Source organism: Kangiella sp. TOML190, assembly GCF_023706045.1.
Classification (GTDB): Bacteria; Pseudomonadota; Gammaproteobacteria; order Enterobacterales; family Kangiellaceae; genus Kangiella.
In genome coordinates this window covers 1,571,469-1,592,022 of record NZ_BQYL01000001.1, presented here as the reverse complement: position 1 = coordinate 1,592,022, position 20,554 = coordinate 1,571,469, and the positions used below count along the sequence as shown (strand labels likewise).

Here is a 20,554-nt window from a genome sequence, read left to right as displayed (position 1 = left end):
GTTTAGTTGGAACAAGCATAGTTTGCACCCATGGGGTAAACTCGAGTGGCAGTGAGTCCAAACTATACTTTTACTTTGTCGGGGTTCGCGAGCTTACCACCGCCTACAACCATTTACTGGAAAAATTCCCAGAACAAAGCAAATGCTTTAACTCAAAGTTGTGGTTTACTATTAGAAACAAGGCTTTGAGTTAAGAGTATTTAAAGCAGTGATTAGGTAGTTTATTTGCGTCCAAAAGGTGGCATCCCTCCTGGGCCGCCCATTCCACCCATACCCGGCGGTAATTTGCCTTGCATACCGCGCATCATTTTCATCATGCCGCCTTTACCTTTCATTTTTTTCATCATCTTTTGCATTTGGGTAAATTGCTTTAGCAAACGATTGACATCTTGGATCTGAGTGCCAGAGCCATTGGCGATACGCTTTTTGCGCGAACCTTTAATTAACTCAGGGCGAGCACGTTCTTTTGGGGTCATAGAATTGATAATCGCCATCATTTGGCCGGTAGACTTATCATTCATGACTTTTTGCTTAGCCGCTTCGGGGATTTGCCCCATACCGGGAAGTTTATCCATCAAACCAGCCATACCGCCCATATTTTGCATTTGCACTAGCTGTTCACGAAAATCTTCAAGATCAAAGCCTTTGCCTTTCATGATTTTCTTGGCAACTTTCTCGGCTTTTTTCTTATCGACCTTACGCTCAACTTCTTCAATTAAACTTAGGACATCGCCCATGCCTAAAATTCGAGAAGCTACCCGCTCAGGATGGAACGGCTCTAATTGATCGAGCTTTTCGCCCATACCGATAAATTTAATCGGCTTGCCGGTAATTTGGCGGATCGACAGCGCCGCACCACCACGCGCATCACCGTCGGCTTTGGTTAAGATAACACCGGTTAATGGCAAGGCGTCATTAAAGGCTTTGGCAGTATTAGCAGCATCTTGACCCGTCATAGAGTCAACCACAAACAAGGTCTCAGTAGGCTCGATGGCTGCATACAACGCCTTGATTTCATTCATCATTTCTTCATCAACCGCCAATCGGCCGGCAGTATCGATAATGATGACGTCGATAAATTGTTTACGCGCTTCTTCAATCGCGTTTTTAGCAATATCTACTGGCTTTTGCTCGGTCGAACTGGGAAAGAAAGTCGCTCCGACTTCGCCTGCAACGGTTTCCAACTGCTTGATCGCCGCCGGACGATAGACATCTGCCGATGCCACCATGACTGACTTTTTCTCACGACTAATCAATAGATGGGAAAGCTTACCGGCAGAAGTGGTTTTACCAGCACCTTGCAAACCCGCCATCAAAATCACCACTGGCGGCTTGGCGGCCAAGTTAAGCGAATCGTTTTCTTCGCCCATCGCCTTGATCATTTCGTCATTAACGATCTTGATGAATTCTTGACCAGGATCGAGCGATTTACCAACAATGGTGCCAACCGCCCGCTCTTTAACCGATGCGACAAACTCACGTACCACTGGCAACGCCACATCCGCCTCAAGCAGCGCCATACGCACTTCGCGTAAGGTTTCCTTGATATTATCTTCGGTAATTTTCGACTTGCCTTGAATGGCTTTGAGCGCACCAGATAGGCGATCACTTAAACTTTCAAACATAAAGGTCCTCAGTTCCCAACCTAGCCTCTTAGCAAGTTTTTGCATAGAAGCTTGGCCTAACCCACATCAGTTAAGCCTCTTAATAATCATTGGGAGTAAAATTCTTTCTTCAATTGGCCGCATTATAGCGGATCAGGAACGAATTTGTGATACTATTTGCACCTGAAATAAGACTCATGGCGACAGCTAAAACTCAAACCATTACAGCCAGTAAAATAATCAGCGAAAACCATGCCACTAAGTATTAATATCATTACTGCATTGGTCTATTTAGGGCTTGTCGGATTCTTTGCCCACAGACTCAAGCACCCAAATCAAGAATTGCCCGATTGGAGCAAGTATTTACCCTTCGTTCCGATGGCCTTGCATCTCTATTCTCTGTATCTATCAATAGAAACCACGGCAGGACAAAATTTATCCTTATTTAATCTACTCTCGCTAACAGCCTTTATATTGGTATTTTTGATTGCGCTTTATCGATTCCACCGCCAAGCACCACATTTAATGCTCTACGCGGCTTTATTCGCAGCCGTGTGTTTATTAGTAAGCTTGATCCCGCACAAACCTTGGCTCCTCGATCTTAAAGGCGACACCTTAGGTATCTGGCATATTTGGTTAGCCATTATCAGCTTCAGTTTGCTCTTGATGGCGACCATTCAAAGCATCTTAGTATTATTGCTGAACAAAAAACTCAAAACCAAACCCAGTGCGATCCATCCACTGATGCCGCCATTGCTGCACATGGAGCGGCTTAATTTTGATATTGTGGTGATCGGCGTTTTATTGTTAACAGTAGCTTTGGTCTTAGGCTTTTTCTTGCCGCAAGAAGTAATTCAAGCTCAGGCTATGCACAAAATTGTGCTAACGGTTTTGGCTTGGTTCAGCTTCTGTACACTTATCCTGTTGTATAAATCCTCAAAAATTAGTGGTATTCGTTTTGCTCGCTTGACCTTGATTGCCTTCGGCTTGCTCGCTTTAGGCTTTATCGGCAGTAAATTGGTCATCGAGCTAATCTTACAAAGAGGCTGATCCTTGGAATCCCTGTCAACCGGCACCCTATTTATATTTTTAGGTATTTTGTTGCTGCTTTCGGCTTTTTTCTCCAGTTCCGAAACCGGCATGATGTCGCTAAACCGCTATCGGCTGCGCCACCAAGCCAAGCAAGGTAATCGCAAAGCAAAAAAAGTCTCTGAAATGCTCAAGCGGCCCGATAAATTGTTGGGGCTGATTTTGTTGGGTAACAATATCGTTAATATCCTTGCTTCGGCAATTGCCACCGTTATCGCCATTCGCTTTTGGGGCGAAGGTGGGATCTTTGCTGCAACTTTGATGCTAACTTTTGTAGTATTAATTTTCGCTGAAGTTACTCCCAAAACTTTGGCCGCCCTATTTCCGGAAAGGATTGCTTTTTTTGCCGCGCCAGTCTTGAACCTGTTAGCGGGGATATTTTATCCAGCGGTTAAATTTATTAATTTTCTTTCCAATGGCCTATTGCGCTTGTTCGGCGTGAAAGCGGACGAACATAGCGGTGATCAGCTAAGCCGAGACGAACTGCGCAGTGTGGTCAACGAAGCAGGCCCCTTGATCCCAAGTCGCCACCAAACAATGCTGTTAAGTATTCTCGATCTGGAAAATGTCACGGTGGATGACATTATGGTGCCTCGAAATGAAATCGCTGGGATCGATTTAAATGACGATATTGACTATATTTTCGAACAGATACGCACGTCGATTCATACTCGTTTGTTAGTGTTTAGGGGCGATATGGATCAAGTTCAAGGTTTTTTACACGCTCGTAACTTCGGCCGTGTTTTGGAAACAGAAAACCCTAAACCTGAAAAGCTACTGGATTATCTCGATCCGATTTATTACGTTCCCGAAGGTACGCCATTACACACTCAGCTGATGAAATTCCAGCGTAAGCGCGATCGGATTGGTTTAGTGGTTGACGAATACGGTGATGTTGAAGGCTTAGTCACACTCGATGATATTCTAGAAGAAATCGTTGGTGATTTTACTACCGAGATGTCGGCAATTAATAAAGAGGTGCAACCGCAGTTAGATGGCTCTATTTTGGTTGATGCCAGCATAACCATTCGGGATTTAAATCGTACTACCAAGTGGGAACTACCCACCGAAGGACCAAAAACCCTAAATGGTTTAATCACTGAATACATGGAAACCATTCCACAATCTGGAACCTGCTTGCGACTTCATGGCTATCCGCTCGAAGTGTTGCAGGTTAAAGGCAATTTAATCAAAAGCGTTCGGATCATTCCGAGTCTCTATAAAACGTGAAGCATATTACTCATGACCTCGACAACTCACGACCCAGCTAACAACAAAGAAAGCCTATTTTTTAGGTTTTACCAAGCCACTATTATCAATCATCCACTGCTATCGATCATCGCAGTGGTTTTGCTGACGCTTATTGCAGCAACTCAGCTACCAAAATTTCGGCTAGATGCTTCCGGTGAGTCGTTGGTGCTAGAAAACGATACCTCCCTTGCCTATTATCGCGAAGTTAACAAAAACTACAGTTCCGATGATTTTCTGATCATTACCTGGCAACCCAAGCAAGGTTTAATGGATGAGCTAGCTTTAACGAAATTAACAGAGCTTACCGAGCGGCTAAAAGCGATTGAAACGGTTGCCAGTGTCAATAGCATTTTAAATGTTCCGCTTATTGACGGTTTAGAGTTTGATCCAGAAGCGTTATCGAATATTCCAACCTTAATGGATGAGGGTGTGGATAAGCAAAAAGCACTCAAAGAATTCACTAGCAGCCCCATTTATAAAAATCTATTGGTGGGAGAAGATGGAGAAACCAGTGCTATTCAAATCAATTTCAAACGTGATGAACGTTATTTTTCGTTACTTGACGCCAGAGATAGCTTAAGACAAACCCAAACGAAACAGCCGCTAAGCAATGTAGAAGCTGCCCAACTAGCGTCCTTAGAAAAAGACTTTGATGCCTACAGCAAGATCACTGCCACTCGAACTCGTGCTATTATCGACTCGGTCAGAACTATTATGCAGGATTACCGCGATGTAGCTCGTTTGCATCTTGGCGGCATTTCCATGATTACCAATGATATGCTGGACTTCATTCAGCATGACATTACCGTATTTGGGATAGGGATCTTGCTCTTTATTATGCTCGCCCTATTCACCTTTTTTGGCAAAATTCGCTGGGTGGTTCTACCCTTATTCGCTTGCCTAACCACTGTTACCATACTGGCAGGTTTGCTTAGTTTTTTGGATTGGCGGATTACCGTTATCTCGTCGAATTTCCCCTCAATTTTATTAATTGTGGTATTAGCTTTATCGGTTCATTTGGTGGTTTTTTATCGCGATTATATTTCAAAACATCCTGAGCTCGAACAAAAGCAGCGCGTTAGCATTACCATCAAACGAATGTTTTGGCCCTGTTTTTATACGGCTTTAACCACTATCGTTGCTTTTATTTCTTTGCTTATCAGTGGCATTCGACCAGTGATTGATTTTGGTTGGATCATGACCATGGGGATCCTGCTTGGGTTTGTGCTGACTTTTATCATATTCCCCAGCTTTATTCAGCTAATGCCGATGGACAAGCACCAAAGCGGCACTAGCATCACCTATAAGATCACCCATTGGATCTATAATTTTAGCATTAGGTTTAAACCTTTGATCTTCCTGATGAGTTTAGGTTTGATCCTATTAAGTGCCTATGGGATCTCAAAACTTAAAGTTGAAAACAGCTTTATTGATTACTTCAAACCCGATACCGAAATTCATCAAGGGATGAAAGTTATTGATCAGCAACTGGGCGGAACAACCCCTTTAGATATTATTATTGATGGCGAACTGCAAACTAGCGATGATGATTTTGAAGACGAATTTGAAGATGAGTTTGCCGATGAATTTAATACTACTTACGACCCAGGCTATTGGTTCACCAGTCGTCGCTTAGAGCAACTTGAAAAGATTCACGACTATATTGATGGCTTAGAAGTTACTGGCAAAGTCCAATCGCCTGCAACCTTGGGCAAAGCCCTGAAAAATATGAATGAGGGTAACTTGCCCGATCAAGTAACTTTAAGCTTGGTGCATCAAAAAGCGCCTGATAACGTCCGCAATACTCTACTTGCGCCCTTCTTATCAGACGACGGTAACCAAGCTAGGATTAACATCCGAGTCGAAGAAACCAATAAAAATCTCAAGCGAGCTGAGCTTATAGACAATATTCGAAACTATATCGTGAGTGAAGCCAAAATTAATCCAGAAAACGTACATTTCACAGGTATGTTAGTGCTTTATAACAATATGCTGGAAAGTCTATTCGACTCGCAAATTCTTACTATTGGTGCTGTTTACGTCGCCATTTTGTTAATGTTTTTAGTGTTATTCCGCTCTTTGGTTATTGCCATTATTGCGACCATTCCAAACGCCCTTTCCGCTGCTATGGTGTTAGGAATAATGGGTTTAGCAGGGATCCCGATGGATATGATGACCATTACCATTGCTGCTATTGTGATAGGCATTGCAGTGGATAACTCGATCCATTATGTCCATCGTTTCCGCGCTGAGTTTGTTAAAGATAAGGACTACTTGGCAACCATGAAACGCTGTCATGCAAGCATTGGTAAAGCCATATACTATACTGGCGTAACGGTAATTGCTGGCTTTGCCATTTTAGCATTATCCGATTTTATCCCATCGATCTATTTCGGTTTACTAACGGGATTAGCGATGGCAGTTGCACTCTTCTTAAACTTAACCTTGCTGCCTTTGATGCTAGTAACCATTAAACCGTTAAAGGGTAAAACGTAACTAGACATATCGCGAAATGATTGTGCTAACGCTTTTTGTTGATCCGCATTTGCAACGTTAGCACATCACACGGAGCTCCCTGAGTTACGCCATTGGCAGTCGAGCCCAACAGCAACTCGTAGCCTTTTTGCCCGTGGGTTCCGATCACTATCAGATCCGACTTAAGTTCTTCAGCTTTAGATTTAATCACTCGACTGGCTTTACCCACCTCGATTAAAGCCGACTTTTCTGACAGTTTAAAAGCCTTAAGTAAAGCGTTCATTTTCGATTGGGCCGCAACCATAACTTTACTTTCAGCATCCTGAACATCGGCTAAAACACCAAAAGGGAAAGCCGAAAAAAGCCCAAATTCACTAGGCTCGATTACGTGAAGCAACACCAACTTACCATTAGGCTTGAGTAAGCTTGCAGCTTTTTTGATGATTCTGCGGCTTTCTTTGCGTAGATCAATGGCGACTAAAATTTTTGCATACATTAGCGATCTCCAAGTTTAATGCTCAACTAAAAACCCATGTTAAGCCCTATCTAAACAAAAGGTAGCAAATATCTTAGGCGTAAACATTGATTTTGATCAAGCAAAGACTCGGCTTTAGCTAAAGGCTCACTTCCACTAAATTAGCAGCATTGCGCGCTTTTGCTCGCGCCTCATCGATTGAGTCAGCATGTGCAAGCGCAACACCCATACGCCTTTTACCACTAACCTCGGGCTTACCAAATAATCGAATATGAGTATTCGGCTCAACCAAAGCTTGTTCTAAATTAGCAAAGCTTACTTGTTGTGACTCGCCTTCCACCAAAATGACCGCCGAAGCGCAAGGCCCAACTTGATTAATCGTAGGAATGGGCAAGTCCAAAATAGCACGGGCATGCAACGCAAACTCGGACAAATCTTGCGAGAGCAAAGTTACTAAACCGGTATCGTGAGGACGCGGTGACACTTCACTAAAGATCGCTTGATCACCTTTAATAAAAATCTCAACGCCGAACAAACCGTAACCACCCAAGTCGTCCGTGATCGCTTTGGCCATCGCTTGTGATTGACGTAAAGCCTCATCGGACATGGTTTGAGGTTGCCAAGATTCGCGATAATCCCCATCTTTTTGAATATGACCAATGGGCGCACAATAATGAGTTCCGCTAACGGAACGAACGGTTAATAAGGTGATCTCATAATCGAAATCCACAAAACCTTCGACAATGATCCTGCCTTCGCCAGTACGACCGCCTTCTTGCGAGTAACTCCAAGCTTGCTCAATATCCGCTTCAGTTTTTACGGTCGATTGGCCTTTACCAGAGCTACTCATGACCGGTTTTATGACACAAGGAAAACCAATCTTGTCAAGCGCTGCCTGATATTCTTCATAAGTATCAGCAAACTGATAAGGCGAGGTCTTTAAGCCCAAATCTTCAGCCGCAAGACGCCGAATGCCTTCTCGATCCATGGTCAAACGCGCCGCCCTAGCCGTAGGCACAACCGTAAAACCCTCACTTTCTAACTCGACTAATTTTTCGGTAGCAATGGCTTCAATTTCAGGAACAATTAAATCGGGTTTTTCTTGATAGATAAGATCTTTTAATTGGTTTTCATCAAGCATATTAATGGCGTAACTGCGGTGCGCAACTTGCATTGCTGGCGCATTATCATAGCGATCAACCGCGATAACCTCGACCCCAAAGCGTTGTAATTCAATTACCACTTCTTTACCTAACTCGCCAGAGCCAAGCATCATCACTTTTTTTGCACTTGCTGATAATGGTGTTCCGATACTAGACATAAACTGCCTCGAATAAACCTATTGAAAGTTAGCCGAGTGTAACAATATTTTTACCCTAGAAAAACCAATGCGATCAAAAAAGGCTCCATAAGGAGCCTTTATCAACTGTTTTTAATGTTTAATTAATCCAGCGGGATCCTAATTTTTTGACCAGGATAAATTAAATCAGGATCTTTAATAACTTCTTTGTTGGCTTCAAAAATTTCTTTATAGCGCGCGCCATTACCTAAAAACTTTTGCGAAATAGCCCACAAAGTATCTCCCTTCTGGATTTCGTAAAACTCCACTTCTTTTTCTTGTTCTGGAGCTTCTACGCCAGACGTATCCACCTGAGTAACGCCTTCAACATTGCCCGCCATTAAAACCGCTTTTTCCACTGCATCGGCAGAGCTGGCTTTACCAGTTAAAACAACTTTACCTTCGTCACCCATTTCAACGTTGAGCTCTTCTACCCCAGGGTTATCTTCTTCAATGTGTTTCTGAATTTCTTTTTGTGCATCATCATCATGACCAAAAAGTTTTTTACCCATGTTATAAGCAAAATCAAATAAACCCATTTTAAAATCCTCTTGTTCTAAATTAACCGAAATACTATATAGCTAAACCCTTTACATAACAAAGCGTTACTTCGCAAATATAACAATCTCTTACAATTGGCGCAAAGCAACTTTAAAGCTACTTTAAGGCCGCTAAAGCTTCGCCATCAAGCCGATAGCCAGTCCAACCTGACTGGGGTTTAGCCCCTAGTTTATGATAAAAATCAATGGCTAATTGATTCCAATCTAAAACCGACCAGTCAATTCGACCGCAATCATTTTCTTTTGCTGCTTGGCCTAAAGCTTTAAACAGCGCCAGACCAATTTTCTGACTACGAAATTCTGGTTTTACAAATAAATCTTCAAGGTAAATCCCATGCTTTCCTTGAAAAGTCGAATAGTTGAAAAAATACAGAGCCATTCCGGCAATACGGTCGTTGACTTGCGCTAATAGAGCAAACGCTTTGGGTGATTCATTAAACAAGGTTTCTTCTATATTTTGGCGCGTGGCAACCGCATACTCTTCCAACTTCTCATAAACCGCTAGATCATAAATCAAATCCACAATAACTTGTGCATCGGTTTTTATCGCTGGGCGGACTGTCACTGCCATTAGCTCACCATCTTTTTGAATTGCGAACGGAACCAATCAAATTGATTTAAGGTTTGTTCTTCCACCCGAGTTAATTTACTGACTAACACAATAGCGATACTGGCAAACACAAAGCCAGGCAAGATTTCATACAAGTCAAAAATTGCTAAACCCTGCTCTTTGGCCGACAACTGTTTCCAAATCAAAACCGTTATAGCGCCAACCAGCATGCCCGCGAGCGCTCCCCAGCGAGTCATCTTCTGCCACAGCAACGAGAAAATCACGACTGGGCCAAACGCTGCGCCAAAACCGGCCCAAGCATAACTAACCAATTCCAGTACTCGACTTTTTGGATCAAGCGCTATTAACACCGCAATCAGTGCAATTAACACCACGCCAAATCGACTTATCCAAACTAACTCAGTTTCACTGGCCTTGGGCCTAAACAAGCTTTTATAAAAATCTTCGGTCAGCGAGCTTGAAGAAACTAACAATTGCGAGTCAATGGTACTCATCACTGCGGCCAAAATCGCCGCTAGCAAAAAGCCTGCTAGCCAAGGGTTAAATAAAGCCTTATTGATTAAAATAAAAATCCGCTCAGGATTTTCTGCAAGCAATGCAAGGCTATTAGGATCATCAGAAAAGTAAGCGATTCCGGCTAAACCAATAAACATCGAACCCAATAAGCTGATGATCATCCAGCTCATAGCAATGCGCCGCGCCGCAGGAATGGTGGCAACGCTTTCCGCCGCCATAAAGCGCGCTAAAATGTGTGGCTGGCCAAAATAACCCAACCCCCAAGCTTGTAGTGATAAAAAACCAATCAAGGTTAAACCTGCGGTCCAGTCCATAGCATTAGGTTTGACCGCTTCAACTTGATTAAATAAGGGAGCTAATCCATTGTATTCGATAATCATGGTTATCGGCGCTACTACCAAAGCAGTCGCCATTAAAATGCCTTGGAAAAAGTCCGTCCAAGATACCGCTAAAAAGCCGCCAAGAAAGGTGTAAGCCACTATCACCGCAGCACCAATGATAAGTGCTTGTTGGTAATCCATCTGAAAACTGTTTTCAAAAAGGGTAGCTCCAGCAACCATTCCAGATGCAGTATAGAAAGTGTAAAACACTAAAATAACCAACGCCGAACTGACTCGCAAAACCTTTGAGCGATCGTGAAAACGATTCTCAAAATAGTCGGGCAACGTCAAAGAGTTATCGGCAATTTCGGTATAAGAGCGTAAACGACCAGCAACTAATTTCCAGTTTAGATAAGCGCCAATCACCAGACCTACCGCGATCCAGCCCTCCTTAATCCCTCCAGCATATAAAGCACCAGGAAGCCCCATAAGGATCCAGCCGCTCATATCCGAAGCCGCTGCGCTTAACGCAGTTACTCCACTGCCTAGCGACCGGCCGCCCAAGATATAGTCAGAAAGGTTATTGGTTCTACGGTAAGCCCAAACACCTATCAGCATCATAAAAAGCAGATAGGCGGCAAAAGTAATTAACGTCGCGGTTGGCATGGATTCCCCATTAGATTTCAGGTTTTATTTAAAATAACTTTCTAAATACTGATCAAAGCTCACGTGTTCAGCAGTTTCAATTTCTTTTTGTTTTTGAATAGATGCTTGCGCTTCTTCCATAAAAAAATGACGCCTCTCATCAGGCAAGCTTTCCTTACTAAATTCCTGCTTATAACCGTCCGATAATCCATAAACGAAACCATAATAACCCTTACCCGAAGCGGATAATTGCTGCATAAATTGTCCTGATAAGGTTTTATTCGGATCTTGTGCCATCTCAGTTACTGCTTTAAGTGCCACGCTATAATGGTTATTACGCGACTTTGCATCTAGCAACTCGGCAATCGGTTTCATTTGCTCAAAAATATCAAGGCTCGTTGCTTTTAAGGAAACGGAACGGTTATGCATTAATAAATGCAGATCCGGTTTACGTCCAAAATTCACCACCCGACGGAAATTTTCATCATTCTCAGCATTTTCCCTATCCGATAAATCTTTACTTTCTTGTAGTAAACAAAACAGTAAAAAAATGTCCATAAAATCAATTTGCAATTGGCTAAAGCCAACCGAATCAAAAGGATTTAGATCGAGCGAGCGTACTTCCACATATTGTACTCCGCCTCTTTTTAGCGCTTGGGTCGGACGCTCGCCACTGTATATAACCCGCTTGGGGCGAATTTTGGCATAATATTCATTTTCAATTTGCAACAAATTAGCATTAAGCTGACGGTACTCACCATCGACTTTAACTCCCAACTCGGCATAAAAATCATCTTTGGTGCGGATCGCTTTTTCTAATGCCTCAATATAATCGTTGATGTCGTTATGGCTAATGGAAAATTTAGATTGCGCATTATTTTGATAACCCAAATCACTCATGCGCAAAGAAGTGGCATAGCGGCCCATTAAAGTGCACTCGGAAAATTCTTCTAGCAGTGAACCGGCTCGCCCTTTCATAAAGGATTTACAAATTGCCGGCGAAGCGCCAAACAGATAAGGAAGCAGCCAGCAGTAACGTAAATAATTTCGAATAAGACCGAGATATTGTTTAGAAATAAAATCGGGTAAAGGATCGCTGTTTTGTTTAAACCTTTGATAAGCAGGCCAGAAATCTTCTGGTAAAGAAAAGTTATAATGCACACCGGCAATGGTTTGCATATAACGGCCATAACGATAACCTAACCCCCTACGATAAATATGCTTCATCTGACCAACGTTGGAATTGCCGTAATCCGCCAAAGGCACATCTTCCTCGCGCGTCATGATACAAGGCATGGACCCCGCCCAAAGCACTTCATCCGCCATATCTTGATACATAAACTGATGAATATCCTTAAGCCAGCGACGCGGCGCTTGAGGATCAGTCGAAACTGGCGTGATAAGCTCAGGCAAAGCCTCGGAATAGTCGGTAGTAAGGTAATTGTTGGTTAAAGCCGCGCCCCAAGACTCAGGGTGCGCTCTAGTAGACAAGTAACCTTTAGTAGTGACCCGTAAACTTTCCTTTTCAATCCCTCGATTTAACCGAGTCAAAGCATCGGACTGCTCATCTCTCACAAATTCAAAGGCCTTTTTATCCAGCTTTGGAGTTAGCATATCTATTTGATTTTACTTAAATTCCATAGAGTGCTTTAAGTATGCCAGTTTTCGAGTGAGTTTTTAAGTAGCGGCTAGCATTCACCGCAAGAATACACCAATAAACATGCTATTTGGCTAGCAAGAGTCTGCTTAAAACAGGGCTATAATCAATGCAATCAAGAGAGCAGAGGTTGACATTAATGGCATTTGGTAGAAATATAAAGCTGTAAGAATCTAATTGTCTTAGCTAAGGAGTAATGTTTATGGATCTCACAGCGCTCTTAATAATCGCCTTCTTATTTATTTTTTACTCCTTATTTTCAGCAAAGTTTGAAAAAAGCTTAATAAGCGGCCCCATGTTTTTCGCCGCCATGGGCTTGCTGATGTTCCTTGCTCCGAGCCAAGGTTACGCTGAGATTGATGAAGAATTTATCCATGTCTTTGCAGAAATTACCTTAATTTTAGTGCTGTTCAGTGATGCCGCTAATATTCCTGAGAAACAACTTAAGAAATACGTAAGTTTACCCTTTAGACTGTTATTAATCGGCATGCCTTTGAGTATTATTTTGGGGGTCCTGTTGGGCGCTCAACTCTTCCCTGAATTACCCATTTTAGAGGTTGCGGTTTTTGTTGCGGTGTTAACGCCAACGGATGCGGCTTTAGGCCATGCTATCGTCACCAGCAATTTACTTCCACAAAAGATCAAGCAAACCTTAAGCGTGGAAAGTGGCTTAAACGATGGTATTGCCCTGCCATTCGTACTGCTATTTGCATCCATGGCAGCGATTGGCGGCAGCGAGCATGAAGTGAATTGGATTGAGTTCATTATCAAACAACTGAGCATAGCACCGCTGGTGGCGATCATTATTGGGCGTTTATCGGCAAAATCGATCAACTTGGCGCAAAAAAAGCAATGGATAGAAGAAGGCTTTACTGGCATTATCTCGCTAGCAACCGCACTAGCCGCCTTTGCCTTAAGTGAGCTGCTCGGCGGTAATGGTTTTATCGCCGCATTTGTCGCCGGTTATGTATTTGGCAACAGTTTAGATAGCAATTTCCGCTTCCTAAGAGAGTTTTCCGAAACCGAAGGCACCCTGCTGACCATGGGCATTTTCTTTATTTTTGGATATTACTCAGTGCCCGAAGCGTTACATAATTTCAACTGGAAATGGTTAGTGTATGCGGTGCTGTCTTTGACCGTGATTCGAATGTTGCCAGTTTACCTAGCTGTGTTAGGTAAGGGCTTCAAACTCCCTACCGCTTTATTTTTCGGCTGGTTTGGTCCGCGCGGCTTGGCGTCCATCTTATTCTTACTCTTGGTGCTCAAAGATCGCGAGTTTACCCACGTAGAAGATATTATCGGAGTGGTGGTAACCACGGTTGCCTTAAGCATTGTTTTGCACGGTATCAGCGCCAATCCTTTAACCAAAATATACGGCAAAAAGTACGCGGATAAAGAAGAAAACATGGAGTAGCATACAAAACACCCATTAGGACTTGTCTCGGCTTTCTAGGCTGGCCTCAGCTTTGGCCAGCTCCGCTAGGGGTTCGTCCTCTTTATCTTTTTGCTCTTTTTGGGGGTCGCCATCGCTAGACTCACGGCTAGATTCCTTTCTACGCTCTTTTCTGGGTTCTTCAGCTGATAATTTTTTATCCTTAGAGGTTTCATCCGCTTGATTATCCTCATCATTGGCTAAGTGCAGTGGTAACGGCTTGTCAGTATGCAAATGAATATCTCTTTGCGGAAATGAAATCACTATATCCGCTTCGCGAAAACGCCGCTCGATCATAAAACGTAAATCACTGGCAATTACTTTTAATTCCCTTTCCGCTTTAACCGCAGCCCAAAACCAAATCTCAAACACCAAAGCACTGTCAGCAAAATCGCTAAACACTACCGAGGCTTTTGGGTTTTTTAATACCAAAGAGTGCTTTTCGAGCACATTATCCAGAATTTTTAACACAAACTTCACATCAGAGCCGTAAGCTACGCCAACCGTAAAAGTGTACCTGACATTGTCATCGGTATAAGTCCAATTGATGAGCCGAGTTTGTAATAAATCACTATTCGGGATAATTAAATGCGAGCCATCAGTTTTTCTGATAACCGTAGAGCGATTACCAATTCTTATTACCCTACCTCGATTGGTTTCATCCAGCTCAACAAAGTCTCCAAGCCGCAAAGGACGCTCAGACAATAAAATCCAACCACTGATAAAATTATCCAGAATATTTTTAGCACCAAAGCCAAGCCCAATCGCTAAAGCACCTGATAAGAATGCAAAAGCGGTTAAGGGCACGTGCAATATGGATAGAGTAGTAACAACGAGGACGATCAGTAAAATAATAAAAATAATTCGCTGAACAATCACAATATTATGCTCAGCCATATTAGTCCGAGACAGAATGCGGCCAATGATAAATTTAGCGACAAATTTACAAATCGCTAAAGAAAAAACCAACAAACTTACAGCTAAAAGCAATTGCCATAAACTAATACTGGCTTGCTCTGAGATATTTATAATGGGCTTACTTAAAAGACTTTTTAACTTTTCTGTATCAAGCAACAATATCTCCATCCGATCCAGAATGAACTTCTAGTTTTGAATGAAAACACCTTGTTGTCAAATAAGAATAAAACCTCAAGAGCGACAATTAATGCTGCCTAGCTTGTAGCTCTATCATTTATAGGCTCTGTAGCTAAACATATGTCATTAACATATCTATTGAAATAGAAGTATGAGTCCCAATATAAATTATGACTAACTATAAATTAAAAAAAGGAAATAAACTTTGAAAGTAAAAAAGTGGTTACTTGGTTTTTTTGTAATATTACTAGCCGTTTCATTAGCGTTACAAATAGACGACAAACAAAGCTTAGAATCAAAAAAATGGAATCAAGAAGTTGCGCAATGGTCACAACAACCTAGTCAAGCATTCTACTTGCAACTAGGTTTAGAAGCTGCTGATGATGAAGATCCAATAGCTTTAGGCTTAGAGCGCTTAAAACAAGTAGAAATCGCCTATAGCGGACATCTTATTCATGAAGATGGATCAACAGTAACTTTTAACGATCCCCTTGAAGGAAGGCGCGGCTCATTTGAACTACCAAATGACTTCTGCGAACCTTATAATAGTGGCTGCATTGACACCATTAAAAACAAAACTCCTTACTATGCGGAACTTCTTTCTAAAAATCATATACTGTTAGAACGTTACATAAAGTTTTTAGCATTAAATGATTACTTAATAACAACCAGCCCCAATACCACTGTCATTTTTGGAGAATATGAACCTATTATCAAGGCTAACAAGCTATATCAACTGCAGCTCCTGCTCAATAGTAATAATTTAGAATCAGACACACTCGAATTAATTCGCCTATCTCGGCTTAAACTTGCTCAATCTAATACCTTAATGGCGAAAATGGTACACCTTGCTAATATCCAACTCAATTTAGACTTTTATAATCAGTTATTAAATAACAACTTGATTGCCGGAAAAACTACAATTCCAGGGTTAACAACAGAAGAGTCATCGCTTGATGCCACCGTAAAATTTGAGCACGCCTTTGCAACGGCGCAAACAAAACTCATTGCCAAATTGCCTGAATATAGCAACTTTTCTTTTTTGAAGCGATTTTGGCATAACATGTTTTTTAAACAAAACATGTCTATCAACACTGACTACCAGTCAAAGCAAGACTGGCTTTCCTACACCAAGTTAAGTGCAAAGGAACAAGCGCTACCGAACGCTTTAAAAATCACTGAACCAGATATTTCGCAAAAAGTAAGAAATTATGGCGGTAGGACTTTAATGGGCTATTCTTTGCCAGCTTATAAAGACTACTCGCTAAGACTGCATAACCTTCAGTCTAAAATTAATCTGATTAACTGGTATCAAAAACATCGAGACTTTGAGCTATCAGATTTAAAATCTACTGCCGCAATCAATAATTTCGCTACTGGTGAAGCTTATTTAGAGCAGGAAAAAAGCCTGCTTTGCTTACCGACGCCGAAGCCCGGAAAGAAAAATCATCATTGCATTGCGATATAAAAAAGCGGTCAGATGACCCAGACATGATCCCAAACTGGAATTTTCTGTCATTCCCGCTCTCGCGGGAATGAATTTAGAATATATAGATTATAAAATTAATTAACGAACTTTCGGGCATTATAAAACATCCGCTGCCATCCGCCGTCTTCTGACCAGTCTTCTGGTCGCCAAGAGTTTTGTACCGCGCGCGCAACTCGTTCGGGGTGCGGCATCATAATGGTGGCGCGGCCATCTTCTGAAGTAAGACCAGTAATACCATGCAATGAACCATTGGGGTTTGCCGGATAAGTTTGGGCTATATCGCCATAATTATTGATAAAACGGGCTGTGACTAAGCCAGAATCATTAGTCGCTTGCGCTAATTCTGCGGACTTAAATTCTGCTCGTCCTTCACCATGGGATACGGCGATGGGTAAACGCGAACCGGCCATGCCAGCCATAAATAATGAGGGTGATTTAGCCACTTCAATCATTGCCACTCGCGCTTCAAATTGCGCTGACTGGTTTCTAACAAAGTGCGGCCAATGAGCCGTACCAGGGATCAACTCTTTTAAGTTAGACATCATCTGGCAACCGTTACAAATGCCTAAGCTGAAAGTATTGTCGCGCTTAAAAAAAGCTTCAAACTCATCGCGCGCACGATTGTTAAATAAAATCGATTTAGCCCAACCTTCACCAGCACCCAATACGTCACCATATGAGAAGCCACCACAAGCCACAGCGCCTATAAAGTCTTTCAAGCTTACACGGCCAGCAAGAATGTCGCTCATATGAACGTCAATCGCTTCAAAACCAGCTTTAGTGAAAGCGGCAGCCATCTCGAGCTGACTGTTAACGCCCTGCTCTCTTAAAATGGCGACCCGCGGACGAACGCCAGAATTGATCATCGGCATCGCCACATTGTCATTCTGATCAAAACTTAAATCGACAAATAAACCTGGGTTATCCAGATCTAATTTAGCGGTAAATTCTTCTTTCGCACATTGCGGATTATCACGCAACTTTTGCATCTCAAACGTTAATTGCGACCAGATTTGACGTAAGTCTTTCATCTGACGCGAAACCAGATCCTGGCCGTCTTTAGTGATACTCAAGGTTTTAGTTTCGGCTGGTTCACCAATAAAGTGGGCAAACTCAGAGACCTGATGCTCTGCCAAGATAGCGGTAACTTCTGCACGTTTACTGGCAGGAACTTGCAACACCGCACCTAATTCTTCATTAAACAACAACTCTTCAGCGGAGCCACTTAACTCGGATAAATCAACGCTAACTCCGCAATTTCCGGCAAAGCCCATCTCCACTAGCGTTGCTAACAAGCCACCATCTGAGCGATCATGATAAGCGTAAGCCAAACCTTGCTGATTCAAGCTTTGCACCGCATTAAAGAAGTTGCGCAAGTCATCGGCAGAATCTACTGAAGCAGGCGTTTTACCCAATAACTTATAAACTTGGGTAAAGGCCGTAGCGCCCAAGCGATTGTTACCACGGCCTAAGTCTAACAATAATAATTCCGTATCACCTTTATTTGCCTTTAACTCCGGCGTGAGTGATTTGCGCACATCCGTCACCGGCGCAAAAGCTGAAATGATTAGCGAGCTAGGAGCCGTAACCGACTTTTGGACTTTCTTGCCATCCGGGCCCTCTTCTTCCCACACGGTTTTCATGGACATGGAATCTTTGCCCACAGGAATGGTAATGCCTAATTTTGGACATAGATCCATACCAACTGCTTCAACCGCATTGTAAAGATTAACGTCTTCACCAGGCGCGCCGGCAAGTGCCATCCAGTTCGCGGACAGGCGGATTTTTTTAATATCGTCAATTTTAGCGGAAGCGATGTTGGTGATCGCTTCACCCACAGCCATCTTGGCTGCGGCAGCTGAATCGAGTAGTGCCGCAGGAGTTCGCTCGCCCATCGCCATGGCTTCGCCAGTGTAGCTATTGTGAGTCGAAGTAGTGACCGCGCAATCGGCTACAGGTACTTGCCAAGGGCCCACCATTTGGTCACGCGACACCATACCGCCAACGGTTCTATCACCAATGGTGATCAGGAAGGTCTTGTCGGCAACGGCTGGAAGCGCTAACACCCGATCAATCGCTTCATTGATATTGGAAACCTGTGGTAATTCGGTCGAGGGGGCCTTTAAAGTTTCTGCGCTGCGGTGCATTTTGGGCGGTTTACCAAATAACACATCCATTGGCAGATCCACCGGCTTATTATCAAAATGCTCATCGCTTAAACTTAAATGCAACGCTTCGGTCGCCTCGCCCACCACCGCAAACGGACAACGCTCGCGCTGACAAATCTGCTCAAAATGCTCAAGCTTGTCTGGCGCAACGGCCAATACATAACGCTCTTGTGCTTCGTTACACCAGATCTCAACTGGTGCCATGCCTTTTTCCGCATTCGGCACACGACGCAACTCAAAGCTTCCGCCGCGCTCACCATCATGAACCAACTCAGGGATAGCGTTGGATAAACCACCGGCGCCCACGTCGTGAATAAATTCGATAGGATTACGATCATCTAATGCCCAACAACGGTCGATCACTTCCTGACAACGGCGCTCCATTTCGGGGTTATCACGTTGCACCGAAGCAAAGTCCAAATCCTCGGCACTCGAACCAGAAGTCATAGAAGATGCCGCGCCACCACCAAGACCAATCAACATGGCAGGGCCGCCCAAAACTATCACTTTATAGCCAGGCTTAATCTCTTTTTTCTCAACGTGCTGTTCGCGAATATTACCCATACCACCAGCAATCATAATCGGCTTATGATAACCGCGAACTTCAGCTCCATACTCAAAATCAAATTCTTCTTCAAAAGTGCGGAAATAGCCATTAACCGCCGGACGCCCAAATTCGTTATTAAAGCTGGCGCCGCCAATAGGCCCTTCGAGCATAATATCAAGCGCAGTTACGATCCGTTCAGGCTTGCCATAATCGGTTTCCCAAGGCTGCTCGTAATCAGGAACCCTTAAGTTTGACACGCTAAAACCGGTTAAACCCACTTTGGGTTTGCCGCCAATACCGGTAGCCCCTTCGTCACGAATTTCACCGCCAGAACCGGTCGAAGCACCGGGGTAAGGCGAAATGCAGGTTGGGTGGTTGTGAGTTTCGACCTTGATCAGAACGTGGACTGGCTCTAAATGGTATTGGTATTCATTAGTTTCCGGCTGAGCAAAAAAGCGATGGGCATTAAAGCCTTCAAACACCGCCGCATTGTCTTTATACGCGGATAAAACTCCTTCGGAATTGTTGGCGTAAGTGTTTTTGATCATTTTGAACAAAGACAAGTCTTTATCTTCGCCGTCAATGGTCCAAGAAGCATTAAAAATTTTATGTCGACAATGCTCAGAATTTGCTTGTGCGAACATCATCAACTCAACATCGCTGGGATTGCGCCCAAGGTGCGTAAAACTCTCGACTAAATAATCAATTTCATCTTCCGCTAAGGCTAAACCAATTTCGGTATTGGCTTTGACCAATGCTTGGCGACCACCAGCAAGAATATCGACGTGGGAAAGCGCCTTAGGGCTTTCCTGAACAAATAATACTTCGGCTTGGTTATGTTCATCAAACACGGATTGGGTCATACGATCATGAACTAGCGGCTTTAAACGCTCGGCAACCGCGTCTTTGATTGGCTCGCCCTCTGGATTGATGAAGTAGACCGCGATACCGCGCTCGATTCGCTCAATTTTCTCAAGCCCGCAATTTTGCGCAATATTGGTTGCTTTTGAAGACCAAGGCGAAATGGTGCCGGGACGTGGCACTACAATCATGCGGCGACCAGAATGCTCACTGGCTGGGCGGCTCGGACCATACTCCAACAATCGCTCCAAAACCGCCATTTCATCAGCAGTTAAGTCGGCATTGGTATGCACATAATGCACATATTCGCCATAAATCTCAGCCACGCGAGGCTCGATGGCATGGGTCTCTTTCAACAAACGAGCTTTTTGGAATTCAGAATAAGCAGGGTTACCGCGCAAAATGAGCATAAACTTCTCTACCGATAGGTTGAATTAGCGGGCAAAACTAGGCTTTGCCA

Annotated in this window: 14 protein-coding genes; 5 read left to right on the top strand and 9 right to left on the bottom strand. The window is 43.3% G+C overall.

Translation table 11 applies throughout. From position 1 onward, the window contains the following. Positions 1-221 precede the first annotated feature (221 nt). Positions 222-1,625, bottom strand: coding sequence for a signal recognition particle protein (ffh, locus tag NFS34_RS07645; protein WP_251359343.1), 1,404 nt, complete (start codon positions 1,623-1,625; stop codon positions 222-224). 231 nt (positions 1,626-1,856) lie between these two features. On the opposite strand from ffh, the gene NFS34_RS07640 reads away from it, so the two are divergent. From NFS34_RS07640 to NFS34_RS07630, 3 genes are read left to right on the top strand one after another with little or no spacing between them, the layout of a single operon-like run. After that, positions 1,857-2,654: an inner membrane protein YpjD gene (locus NFS34_RS07640; RefSeq protein ID WP_251359342.1), complete on the top strand. Its 798-nt coding sequence runs from the start codon at positions 1,857-1,859 to the stop codon at positions 2,652-2,654. A 3-nt stretch (positions 2,655-2,657) separates the two neighbouring features. After that, positions 2,658-3,923, top strand: coding sequence for an HlyC/CorC family transporter (locus tag NFS34_RS07635; protein WP_251359341.1), 1,266 nt, complete (start codon positions 2,658-2,660; stop codon positions 3,921-3,923). Between the two features lie 12 nt (positions 3,924-3,935). Then, positions 3,936-6,440, top strand: a complete 2,505-nt coding sequence (locus NFS34_RS07630) for an RND family transporter (protein ID WP_251359340.1) — start codon at positions 3,936-3,938, stop codon at positions 6,438-6,440. Positions 6,441-6,465: 25 nt separating this feature from the next. Here NFS34_RS07630 and NFS34_RS07625 read toward each other — a convergent pair whose 3' ends face one another. The 6 genes from NFS34_RS07625 to gshA form a co-directional block, all read right to left on the bottom strand. Continuing rightward, positions 6,466-6,915, bottom strand: coding sequence for a universal stress protein (locus NFS34_RS07625; RefSeq protein ID WP_251359339.1), 450 nt, complete (start codon positions 6,913-6,915; stop codon positions 6,466-6,468). 118 nt (positions 6,916-7,033) lie between these two features. Continuing rightward, complete coding sequence (purT, locus tag NFS34_RS07620) at positions 7,034-8,215, bottom strand: formate-dependent phosphoribosylglycinamide formyltransferase (RefSeq protein ID WP_251359338.1); 1,182 nt, start codon at positions 8,213-8,215, stop codon at positions 7,034-7,036. Between the two features lie 122 nt (positions 8,216-8,337). Beyond that, positions 8,338-8,772 carry a peptidoglycan-binding protein LysM gene (lysM, locus tag NFS34_RS07615; RefSeq protein WP_251359337.1) on the bottom strand — a complete coding sequence of 145 codons (435 nt, stop codon included), beginning with the start codon at positions 8,770-8,772 and terminating at the stop codon, positions 8,338-8,340. Between the two features lie 118 nt (positions 8,773-8,890). Beyond that, positions 8,891-9,364 (bottom strand): GNAT family N-acetyltransferase, encoded by a 474-nt coding sequence (locus NFS34_RS07610; RefSeq protein WP_251359336.1) that lies wholly within the window; start codon positions 9,362-9,364, stop codon positions 8,891-8,893. Then, positions 9,364-10,866 (bottom strand): sodium/proline symporter PutP, encoded by a 1,503-nt coding sequence (putP, locus tag NFS34_RS07605; protein ID WP_251359335.1) that lies wholly within the window; start codon positions 10,864-10,866, stop codon positions 9,364-9,366. Before putP ends, NFS34_RS07610 begins: the two co-directional genes overlap by 1 nt. A 24-nt stretch (positions 10,867-10,890) precedes the next feature. Further along, positions 10,891-12,459 carry a glutamate--cysteine ligase gene (gshA, locus tag NFS34_RS07600; protein WP_251359334.1) on the bottom strand — a complete coding sequence of 523 codons (1,569 nt, stop codon included), beginning with the start codon at positions 12,457-12,459 and terminating at the stop codon, positions 10,891-10,893. 239 nt (positions 12,460-12,698) lie between these two features. Between gshA and NFS34_RS07595 the strand changes: the two genes are divergently transcribed. After that, positions 12,699-13,916 (top strand): cation:proton antiporter, encoded by a 1,218-nt coding sequence (locus NFS34_RS07595; RefSeq protein ID WP_309296413.1) that lies wholly within the window; start codon positions 12,699-12,701, stop codon positions 13,914-13,916. Between the two features lie 15 nt (positions 13,917-13,931). Here the strand turns inward: NFS34_RS07595 and NFS34_RS07590 are convergent, their stop codons facing one another. Beyond that, a complete protein-coding gene (locus tag NFS34_RS07590; RefSeq protein ID WP_251359332.1) occupies positions 13,932-15,008 on the bottom strand; it encodes a mechanosensitive ion channel family protein in 1,077 nt (358 codons plus the stop codon). Between the two features lie 226 nt (positions 15,009-15,234). Between NFS34_RS07590 and NFS34_RS07585 the strand changes: the two genes are divergently transcribed. Beyond that, complete coding sequence (locus tag NFS34_RS07585; protein WP_251359331.1) at positions 15,235-16,497, top strand: hypothetical protein; 1,263 nt, start codon at positions 15,235-15,237, stop codon at positions 16,495-16,497. 95 nt (positions 16,498-16,592) lie between these two features. Here NFS34_RS07585 and purL read toward each other — a convergent pair whose 3' ends face one another. Continuing rightward, positions 16,593-20,504 carry a phosphoribosylformylglycinamidine synthase gene (gene purL, locus NFS34_RS07580; protein ID WP_251359330.1) on the bottom strand — a complete coding sequence of 1,304 codons (3,912 nt, stop codon included), beginning with the start codon at positions 20,502-20,504 and terminating at the stop codon, positions 16,593-16,595. Between the last annotated feature and the right edge of the window lie 50 nt (positions 20,505-20,554).